Origin of the sequence: Nitratidesulfovibrio liaohensis, assembly GCF_011682075.1 — a bacterium.
GTDB lineage: Bacteria > Desulfobacterota > Desulfovibrionia > Desulfovibrionales > Desulfovibrionaceae > Cupidesulfovibrio > Cupidesulfovibrio liaohensis.
In genome coordinates, this window is record NZ_VSMK01000447.1 from 1 (window position 1) to 2,135 (window position 2,135).

The following is a 2,135-nucleotide window of genomic DNA, read 5'->3' on the forward strand; positions in this document are numbered from 1 at the left end:
CCACGCAGCGGCAGCCGTCTGCGGCGGCCTGCGCGGCAAGGTCCGCGCCCAGCAGCAGGGCGGCCTCGCACTGTTCGCGGGTCATGGCCGGGCCGTGGGTCATGTTGGCGGTGCCGGGGGCCACCTTGCGACGGATGAGCTGCGGGTGCGGATCGAAGTCGTCACCAAGGCATCCCGCATCCACCACGCGCAGGTCGATGCCCGCCGTGGCGCACAGCACGTTGATGCCCGCGCCGCCGTTCAGGAAATTGAGCACCATCTGGCGGGTCACTTCCTGCGGAAACAGCGAGACGCCCTCTGCGGCCACGCCGTGGTCGCCCGCAATGGTGAAGATGCGCGCGGGGTCGGCGGCCAGGGGGCGCGCGCCGCCCTGAATGCGGTGCAGTTGCAGGGCCAGATCTTCCAGGCGGCCCAGGCTGCCACGCGGCTTGGTCAGGTTGTCCAGATGGGCCTGCCCGGCGGGGTCGTGGCCGTGGTCCACGGGGTCGATGGCGGCGATGAGATCGAGAAGGCGCGGCGAAAGAGACGGCATGGGAACCCCCGGAGTGTCGGTGTGGAACGGGAACCGGCGCACGGTAGCGCCACGGGCCGGGCAAGGCAAGCCGGACGGAACAGGCCGGAACACAGGGCTTCGGCGCCCCTGCCCCTTGCCGTCGCCCGCCGCAGGACGCATAGTGATGCGTGCAAAAATCGAGAATCTCAGGGGAGCACCCACGATGTTCATACATGGATTGTTGTCCCGCCGTACCGCAAAACCCCGCCGTGCTGGCTTGGCGCTTGCCGCTCTGACGCTGACCGCCCTGGCTCTTGCCCCCGCCTTCGCCCCGCTGCCCCTCGCACTGCCGCTTTCATCCCGGTCCGCCCTTGCGGCGGAATCTCCCCCCGCGCCGTTGCTGGCGGACCAGCCGGTATCCTCGCAGCCGGGCCGTGCGGCCATCACCGTGCCCACGCCGCGCTCGCCCGCCCTGCCCCACGGCATCCCGGACAACAGCCCGCGCCTCACCCCGGTGGTGCGCGCGGTCAGCGCCGTGGCCCCCGCCGTGGTCAACATCACCACCGCCCGGGTGGTGGAGCGCAACTTCAATCCCTTCCCCGGCCTGATGGACGACGAGGCCGCGCGCGAAATGTTCCCCAGCCTGCCCACCCAGCGCCAGACCCGGCGCAGCCTGGGTTCCGGGGTGATCATCAACCCCGATGGCGGGCACCCCGGCATCGTGCTCACCAACGCCCACGTCATCGCAGGGGCCACGGGCATCGCCGTGCACCTGCTGGATGGCCGCTCGCTGGACGCCGAACTGCTGGGGTCGGACACCGACTTCGACATCGCCGTGCTGCGCGTGCCCGGCGCACAGAACCTGCCCGCCATCAAGATGGCCACCTCGTCCGACCTGATGCCCGGCGAGACGGTCATCGCCATCGGCAACCCCTTCGGCTTCGCGCACACCGTGACCACCGGGGTGGTGTCGGCCCTTGGCCGGTCCATCAAGGTGGAGCAGGGCATGATCACCGACCTCATCCAGACCGACGCGGCCATCAACCCCGGCAACAGCGGCGGCCCGCTGCTGAACATCATGGGCGAGCTCATCGGCATCAACACGGCGGTCTACGCCAAGGGCGAGGGCATCGGCTTTGCCATTCCCGTGGACAAGGCCCGCCGCGTGGTCGAGGAACTGCTGGGCCAGGGCCGGGTGGACCCGGTATGGCTGGGCGTTCTGGGGCAGGACATCGACCAGCGCACGGCGGCGTGGCTGGGGCTGAAGCGGGCATCGGGCATGCTGGTGACCGAGGTGTTGCAGGACACCCCGGCGGCCAAGGCCGGGCTGCGCCCCGGCGACGTGCTGGTGTCCATCAACGGCAACCCCGTGGAAGACAAGGACGCCTACATCATGCTGCTGCGCAACTACACCCACCGCGACACGCTGGAGGTGGGCCTGCTGCGCGAAGGCAAGACGGCCACCCTGCGCATGACCCCCGCCGTATTCACGCAGGACATGGCCGAACGGCTGGCCGAGCGGCGCTGGGGCCTGCGCGTGCAGGAGGCGCAGGGGAACGGGGTACGCATCAATGCCGTGCTGCCGAACAGCCCAGCCGCGCGGCTGGGGCTGGCCCCCGGCGACGTGGTGCGCCAGGTGGGC

At 70.6% G+C, this 2,135-nt stretch carries 2 protein-coding genes; one reads left to right on the top strand and one right to left on the bottom strand.

Annotated features, from left to right (window positions below; genetic code table 11):
* Nucleotides 1-532: nicotinate-nucleotide--dimethylbenzimidazole phosphoribosyltransferase (locus FVW27_RS14010; RefSeq protein ID WP_208294800.1), on the bottom strand; the 532-nt coding region annotated here is incomplete at its 3' end.
* A 145-nt stretch (nucleotides 533-677) separates the two neighbouring features.
* Between FVW27_RS14010 and FVW27_RS14015 the strand changes: the two genes are divergently transcribed.
* Nucleotides 678-2,135, top strand: a 1,458-nt coding sequence (locus tag FVW27_RS14015; protein ID WP_424991879.1) for a trypsin-like peptidase domain-containing protein, incomplete at its 3' end; no start/stop codon positions are given.